The 7,383-nt window shown below is 61.5% G+C and carries 6 protein-coding genes; 3 read left to right on the top strand and 3 right to left on the bottom strand.

Annotation, left to right across the window (positions count from 1 at the left end; all coding sequences use genetic code 11):
* Nucleotides 1-170 precede the first annotated feature (170 nt).
* A complete protein-coding gene (locus OIE40_RS16860; RefSeq protein ID WP_264704203.1) occupies nucleotides 171-362 on the top strand; it encodes a hypothetical protein in 192 nt (63 codons plus the stop codon).
* Between the two features lie 9 nt (nucleotides 363-371).
* On the opposite strand, the gene OIE40_RS16855 is transcribed toward OIE40_RS16860, so the two are convergent.
* The 3 genes from OIE40_RS16855 to OIE40_RS16845 all read right to left on the bottom strand — a co-directional run bounded on the left by OIE40_RS16855 (nucleotide 372) and on the right by OIE40_RS16845 (nucleotide 5,550).
* Nucleotides 372-794, bottom strand: coding sequence for a histone-like nucleoid-structuring protein Lsr2 (locus OIE40_RS16855; protein WP_413774511.1), 423 nt, complete (start codon nucleotides 792-794; stop codon nucleotides 372-374).
* A 317-nt stretch (nucleotides 795-1,111) separates the two neighbouring features.
* A complete protein-coding gene (locus OIE40_RS16850; protein ID WP_264704200.1) occupies nucleotides 1,112-1,744 on the bottom strand; it encodes a hypothetical protein in 633 nt (210 codons plus the stop codon).
* Nucleotides 1,745-1,788: 44 nt separating this feature from the next.
* Nucleotides 1,789-5,550 carry a YobI family P-loop NTPase gene (locus tag OIE40_RS16845; RefSeq protein ID WP_264704199.1) on the bottom strand — a complete coding sequence of 1,254 codons (3,762 nt, stop codon included), beginning with the start codon at nucleotides 5,548-5,550 and terminating at the stop codon, nucleotides 1,789-1,791.
* A gap of 275 nt (nucleotides 5,551-5,825) precedes the next feature.
* On the opposite strand from OIE40_RS16845, the gene OIE40_RS16840 reads away from it, so the two are divergent.
* Together OIE40_RS16840 and OIE40_RS16835 are read left to right on the top strand one after the other, a co-directional pair.
* On the top strand, nucleotides 5,826-6,272 hold the full coding sequence (locus tag OIE40_RS16840) for a hypothetical protein (protein WP_264704195.1): 447 nt from the start codon (nucleotides 5,826-5,828) through the stop codon (nucleotides 6,270-6,272).
* 504 nt (nucleotides 6,273-6,776) lie between these two features.
* Nucleotides 6,777-6,953: a hypothetical protein gene (locus OIE40_RS16835; RefSeq protein ID WP_264704194.1), complete on the top strand. Its 177-nt coding sequence runs from the start codon at nucleotides 6,777-6,779 to the stop codon at nucleotides 6,951-6,953.
* Nucleotides 6,954-7,383 lie beyond the last annotated feature (430 nt).

The following is a 7,383-nucleotide window of genomic DNA, read 5'->3' as shown; positions in this document are numbered from 1 at the left end:
CAACCGGGCACTACCGTGGGACACGAGAACCTCCGGTGTTGATGTGACCTTCGACAAGCCACATCCCATCCGGGGGTTCTCGCTCAATCAAACCGGCACGCTGGTACCAACCTCATGGCCGGGTACAGCTAGGCGACCTGCTCATTCCCGAAGGGCTCCCGGTCCCGATCGTGTGGATCAAGAATCCGCAGCGCCGGGTGGCCGTCGCCCTCTTCACAACCGGTCAGAGCATCGAGCGGTTGGTGATCAGCCCACTGCTTGGCGTGGTCGTGATTCTCATGTGCTGGTGGCGTGCCAGCATCCACAGCCCGGCCCAACTCGCCTACCTGCTGCATGCCTGGATGGCCGGCCACGGCCGCTAGGCAGCCTCTTCAGCTGGGGTTCGCGGCGCTGTAGGCGTCGACGACAGATTGGGCGATCCGGCCGCGGCTGGACACCTGATGGCCGTTGGCGCGGGCCCAGGTCCGGACGTCGGACAGCCAGTCGGCCCGATTGCGCCGCGGACCGGCGGAAGGCGATCGGCGGCCGCCGGTGCGGCGGGCCTTCGCCACGAACGGCTCGAGGAGTCCGCGGAGTCGGTCGGCGTTGGAGTTGTTCAGGTCGATCTCGTAGGAGACGCCATCGATAGCGAAGGTGACCTGCTGGTCGGCAGCTCCTCCGTCCAGGTCGTCTTCCATCACGATAACGGTGGTGCGGGCCATCAGGTAACTCCTTGATTTGTTCGGGGTGGAGAAGTAGGGGGAATCACTTGCGGCGACAAACCTATCCGCGGACAGGTCCGATTCATCATTCATGACAGCAGGTCATTCACTAGCGACGAGGTGCCCATCAAGGCGTGGTGCGACACCGTAATGGGTTAGGTCAGATTTCGCACGTCCAGTCCTGTTGAGTGACCCACGGCACCATGACGTCGTGGACCTAGCGAGCCACACTGGGTGCTGCCGCCGCACCCGACGTTAAACCTTCCTCCGGGTCCCTTTGGAGAGGCGGTATTGAAGGACCCCTGCCATCGCAGAACCCTGTGGCGACCACGCGCCCAGCGACAGAATAGCCATTCTGTAAATCGCGCGCTTGATGCGCCCGTACGAGGACTCCTTGCCGCAGGCGTTCGTCAGTCTCGGTCGGCATACATGCCGCTCTCTCCCCAGTTGTCGTAGGTGTCGCCGTCGACCTCGAAGGTACGCATCATCTGACGGTCGGAGTAGGAGTACCCGTAGTACCGCTCCGGGTCGTAGTTGCCAGTCACCCAGTACACGGGACCATCCGTCTCCGCAGTCGCCTCAGCGCGCGCCCGTCGACGTTGCTCGTCCTCACGCACCCGTTCGCGATAGCCGATGGACTCTAGGTAGGCATTCGCGCGCAACTGTTCCGCCGGTGTCGCCTTCGCCATAATCCGGAAAGGGATCCAGCATGTGCTGAGCATGAACAACGGCCCCAACCAGGAGAGCGATCGCGGCGCGTGCGTCACCATCCAAGGGAAACCGGCCCAGCAGCCAACTATCCATAGGCCGGTGAACATCAGAGCCGCGCGGTGAGTACGCAGTTCGTCTCGCCAACCGCGATTCTTGCTCTCTGCCTCGAGGACTGCCTTCTCCTGATCACTCAAGAGAGATACGTTGATTTCCACGACTTCCCGTTCCTTGAAGCGCTCGCCACTCCAGTGACCCAGTCTACGCCACGGCTTACGCCAGTCCGACAATAGCTCGTTCCAGCTTGCTTCTGTGTGCGGTTCCCAGATGGTCATGCGGAGGACGGGAGTGGCGCCGCAACTTGGGGGACGTCGCCCATCTATTCGCGGGGTGGCCTTCGAAGATAGACGCGACGAACTTGTCCGTCACGTTCGTGCTGGCTCACGATCCCGGCCTCTTGAAGGACATCGAGGAGACACCGATGGGCCTCGTCATCGGGGACGACGGGCTTGCTGTATCCCCGATCAGCTATCGCGGGGTAAGGGTCGTCAAGAGCGCGCAGCTGATCCCGAACCTGATCCGGCGTGACCGACGCGGAGTGCGCGAGCAGCGCAACGACGTCTCGGTCGGGAGCTCCGGACTCTCTGAGCTGGTGGATGGTGGTGATCGGGAGGTCGGCGGCGACATCTATCGCGAACCGTGTCGTTGCGTGTACCGCGTCGTTCCCTGAGGTGGGGAGGAAGTCTTGGATCTTGTGGAGTACGGCGGTCTTGAGTGCTCGTGGGATGTGGTCGCTATTGAAGAACTCTGTGAGTTGGTCTGGCGGGAGTGTGAGCGGTGAGATGAAGTCCTGGGCGCGGCGGGAAAGGGCGAGTGCTGCCTCGCGGGTGCTCCAGTCGAGGATCAGTTTGCTTGAGAACGTCGTCTCGTCGTCTGGGAGCAGCCCCGCTCCAATCAACAGGCTTGTCATTGGGCCACTCTCGGGCGTTAGGGAGTTGATCTGGAGCGACGTTGGGTCGAGACTGACGGCGAGCTTCACCCGATGGTCGGCTGAGGGTATGGAGTCGCCGGCGTTGAGTATGCCGAGGGCAAGTCGGTCTCGGTCTGCGGATGAGAGATCATCGGCTATTGGGATTTCCTGCACGTCTTCAAGTAGTTGTGCCGCGCTGTCGTCGATGGAGCCGACATGGTCCAGATAGGTGATCAGGTTGATGGCCGTCGGGGTGATTCTTTTGTCGGAGGCGAGGGTCAGCCACACGGATTCGGGGGCGTCCGCCACGTTCTCCACGTGGCAGGCAGAAGATGCGTACTTGATGATTTCATTGACGTGTTTCGGGTCGACAGCGACTTCGGTCGCGTCCTTGAGGATGGGTAGGAACTGCTTGGGGTCGTTGATGGTGTGGGCACCGTCGCGGCTGCGGAGGAGCGCCAGATATTCATCGGCACGTGCCAACGCGACATCGAACACTGGCCTGCTTTGCGCCAAGATGGCATCGAGGGCAAGGGACGCTTGTCCGGTCAGGTCGGCGATGTTTGCTTCGTTCAGTTGGTAGGCGCTGAGTGCAACGGCGCGGCCGCGTGCGTCCTGGGTGAGCGGCTCTGTTGCTGGTAGCTGGAGCCCGAGCTTTGCTATGGCGTCCATTGTTTTGTGTTTTCGGAGATCGACTTCGCCCGTTTGAGCGGTCGCGCTGATGGATGGAAACTGCCGATAGTTGTCGAGGACGGTCTGGTTTATGACGGGGCCCTCTATCGATGCTCCGGCGTAGTCGAGGGCGGCGTCGACGACCGCGGGCAGGATTTCGCGGGGGGCGTTGATCACGAAGCTAGTGATGGTGCTTGGCATAAGGGGCGCCAGTAACCGCACAAGCGAGACCTGTTCTTTCCCAGACTTGAGATAGGCCTCGGCGAATGTGCGATCGGGTTCGTCCCAGGTAGCGAGTTGGCGAACCATCATCTCTGCTTCGGAGCGTCTCTTGGTGAGCAGGTGGTCTAGCACATTGATGTTGTAGGCGGCGCGGTCTCTGAAAATGTCGGTGCCCATGTCGATGATGATCGCTTCGACGTCCTCTCCGTCGAGGTCGGCGCTCAGATCGGGGACGCCGCGGTCAAGCGCGTGAATAGCGTAGTTGAGAGCCCGGGGACGGAGGTGCTGACCGTAGTAGATCGACACGTAGAGGGCGAAGTACTGGTCGAGGTATCCAGCGGCCACGAGTGTGCGAGCGAGCTTCGAACGAAGGATCCGGTCGGTTGCGGCCGCGAAGCTTTGGGGGGAGCCGCTAGTGGGCTTGGACGTGAACTCGGGGCGTCCGTAGATCTGACTCCACTCGTGATGGCGGAGGAAATGGATGTCGGCTCGCGCCTTCTTCTGGTCGTATGCCGCGGCCCGGTGATCGATCTGCTTCCATTCGCGTTCGTCCATAGTCTGGCCCATCAGCGTCTCTAGTTGGCTCCTCGACAGCGTCAGATTCAATGGACTGTGCTGGTTGACGATCAAGACGGAAGCGTCCGGCGAAGTAATCCGGCGCCAGAACTCTGGTTCCCTGAGTTCATCGCCACGATGCTGCTGCCCGTTAAGCGAGACGTAGGTGGCTCGCGGCTGATAAGGGGTGATCGCCCTGGCAACGAGTTCTAGGCGGTCTCCAAGCGCTGCCGCTCGTGCGACATCCACATCCTTGGCTTCGCGGCGAATTGTTGCCGCTCGGTCGCGATCGTAGGCGTCCAGGAGCGAGTCGTTGACGATCTGTCGCCATGCGTCGTACAGGTCATCGAGGGTGCTGGACCCGAGTCGGATTGCTTCGAAGTCTGCCATGTGGACGCTCTTGTAGAGGATGAGCGTGAACAGCCGATCGGGATCTATTCCAGGCATGGCCGTGGGTGGGGCTAGGAGTCGGTGGGCATAGGTGTCGTACTCGTTGCGGAGGTCCGTGATGAGCCGCATGTCCGCGACGAACCGTGCGGCGACGTTGATGAGATCGCGTGACACGTCTGTCCCCTCCATCGCTTTGAGCATGAGGTCGCGAGCGTTCCGGTGGGTGATGAAGGGCACGACTGGTATCACGAGGTCGAAGAACTTGGTGCGGTTCGCACGCTGCACCTCGTCGTTGCCGTCATCGCGAGGCATGGTCGCGGCCTTTGCTGACTCGCCACCGGTGGTTGGCTCGGGATCGCTTCCGAGCCTTTCGAAGACGCTGTCGCGGAGGGCGTAGATGAACTTAACGTCAGGCAGTCGGTCCGATTGAGGGGAGGTGACAGGCTGCTCTCCGTCAATGGGCTGCGAGAGCCGCCTGTCTTTAGGCGCCTTGTCACGCCGCCTGCGGCGGATCTGCTCGGAACCGTTTAGGAGTGCGTTGAGCGCTCGGAGGGTCTCGAAGATATGGATGTCCTCGAATCGGTCAATGTCCTCGAAGATGACGATGTCTCGTCCGCTTTGCTCGAAGTAGTAGACGATCTCATCCATGTACTGATCGAAGAAGCTGGACGACGTGGGCGCCAAAGACACCGTCGCGGGACCCGCGCTCAGTTTCTCTAGGAAGACGCGGTTGTGCGTCAACCATCGCAGTGAGTAGACGACTCCGGTCAGCACGGTCAAGAGAACTGCGTAACCGGTTAGCAGCCACCAAAGGGCGGGGGATTCTCCTAACCACGTCAATAGAGGTGTTGTGATGCCGGTCACCCAGCCGATGGCGAGAAGCAAGGCCCCGAGGCCAGCGGAGATGCCCATCTCACCTTTCCATCTGAATCGCGACAGTCTCCGAAATCGAGATCCGCGAGTCTTCTCGGGCGGATCCCTGTAGAGGATCTGCTTGACAATCTCCTTCTGAATGAGGTTTGCCTTCGTCCAGGCCGCCGGGTTTGCGTCTGATTCACCTTCTGGCCGCTGTTCCGCCACGCCGACTGATGAGAGTGATAGTTCGAGGACGCGCTCACGGAACTCGGGGAGGTCCGCCAACCTCTGAAGGACACTGCTCTTGCCGGTTCCGTAGGCCCCAGTGAGTGCAATGTTTCTGATGCCGCCCTCGTCTCTGAGTGCGGCCACGAGAGCCTGCACGTACAGCTCGTGGTGCGCCTCTTCGTAACGCGGAGACAGGCTCCTCAGCGCTATGTCACTAGAAGGGTTCACGTCTGGGGCGGCGGCGACCATAGTCGGATGCTATTGGACTTTCGTGTGCGCGCTTGCGTGCTTCTGGTCGCAGACACCCCCGGATGCGTGCGCAGGGCTTCACCGCGATCTCAGTTGCGTCAGTATTGGCTCGTGAGCGCGGTTGAGTTGGACGAGGCTACAGGGCGGCCAGGTCGAGGCGGTGATCGCGATGTTCGTGAACCGGGAGCGACCGGACTCCGTGAGGATTTCTCCGTCGACCGGTTGATGGCGGCGTTGACATTCTCGATCATGGTGCGGGCCCTGATGGTTCTGACGTGGTCTACCAGGTCAAACGCTACGCACAGAAGCTCTCGTCGAGGCAGAAGGCGGACGTACAGGAGTCGCTGCAGAGGCTGATGACCGACCAGAGGTGGGCGGATCTCACGGTCGGGGTGTGGAGACTCGTGACGCCTTGGGATCCATCGCCCGCAGCCGAGCAGTGGTTGCAGAGCCTGGACGGTCCATGGCTGCGTCCGGGAGTGCGCAAAGTGTGGCACGGCCTCACTTGGGCGGACCAGCAGGCGGCGAAGTACGACGACGTCGTTGACTACTACCTTCACGGTGGGCGTGCACGCGTAGAGAAGGCCTACGAAGAGGTGATGGCCCTGCTGCGATCCCAGAGTTCAACAGCCGGACTGTCTGTCGGGGAGGTACAGAGTCAGATCCAGGCTGCCCTCCAAGTCCGGGACTGTCCGAAATCTGGTGTAACTGATCTGGCCTGATCTGCCGCGCAGAGTGTGCGAGGGTAGCCTCCGGCTCCGGTTCCCGAGCGCACGACCGCTTCTGCCGCTCCGTGAGATGGTCTGATGCGTGGACATTGCCGCTCTCATCATTCAGCGCTCTCGCTTGTTGTCGCACTCGTCGGGACTCTCTTGGCCAACCGACGCTCGATCGAAAGTCATCGGTTGGCGCTTGAGGCAAAAAGCGACGCCCGGGAGGCAGTCCAGTCGGCGGCTTGGTCCAAGAGTGTTGAGGCTGTTCAACATCTCATTGGCCTGGATCCCATGACCGATGACGTGTCAGGCCCACTCAGGGACTTGCGCATCGCGAACACCGCGCTGGTTGACGAGTTGCAATAGGCCGGACTGGACCGGTGGCTTGGCGAAGAGCAGGCCCTGGGCGCGACGCTCCTCCGCGATTCCGTCGAGCGTCGAGTCAAGTCAGGGATTGGTGTCGGTAGTCCGGATCAGCGGCTGGCTGCCCTTTCCTCGGTTCAGGATTGGGCGATGGCACTCATGAACAACCTTCGACTGTTCCGGCGTGAGGGGGAAAAGGCTGAGTCGTTGCTGGCGCTCACCAACCATGCGCATGACGTTGCCCTGGCCGTGCATAAACGCAACGGGTGGAAGGTGCCTTCCGGCCCATCTTTGATGCCCCTAGAGGGCGGCGACCTACCCAAGTGACGCAGAGGGGGCCTGGCTACGTACGCGCTCAAGAAGGTCCTCCGGCGAGACGGTTGCGAACGACCGCCCTCAGTTAGCCGCATTGTGCGAGGGTAGCCTGTCGTCAGTATCAGTCTTGGTGGTCACCCGAGCACGACCGCCCTCTTCTGCCGCGGATCGGCCGACAACAAGCGAGTTACACCGTCGGGCGGTCGCTGGTTCGTCTCACCACTCTGCTGACACGACGACCAACTGCGCGGACGCCGATCTGGAACGCGAGGAGTCGCTGAGAGGCGGACGCGGGCAGTACTGCAAGCGGAGTGATCGGACCCGTCCAGAAGAGGTCACACCTGCCCGAGCCCTCCGCCCAGTCGAACTGCATACAGATGTCGCTGACGTAAGCGTACTTCTGATATCCGACCAAACGCGTCCCCGGCGGATCGAACCAGCC

Source organism: Micropruina sonneratiae (assembly GCF_025972045.1).
Lineage (GTDB): Bacteria > Actinomycetota > Actinomycetes > Propionibacteriales > Propionibacteriaceae > Micropruina > Micropruina sonneratiae.
The sequence above is the reverse complement of the archived record's forward strand: the minus strand, read 5'-3'. Positions and strand labels throughout refer to the sequence as shown.

Excerpts from the sequence above, each read along its gene's own strand:
- OIE40_RS16855 (WP_413774511.1), bottom strand. The coding sequence starts at position 794 with ATGAATGATGAATCGGACCTGTCCGCGGATAGGTTTGTCGCCGCAAGT.
- OIE40_RS16850 (WP_264704200.1), bottom strand. The coding sequence starts at position 1,744 with ATGACCATCTGGGAACCGCACACAGAAGCAAGCTGGAACGAGCTATTG.
- OIE40_RS16845 (WP_264704199.1), bottom strand. The coding sequence starts at position 5,550 with ATGGTCGCCGCCGCCCCAGACGTGAACCCTTCTAGTGACATAGCGCTG.
- OIE40_RS16835 (WP_264704194.1), top strand. The coding sequence starts at position 6,777 with ATGGCACTCATGAACAACCTTCGACTGTTCCGGCGTGAGGGGGAAAAG.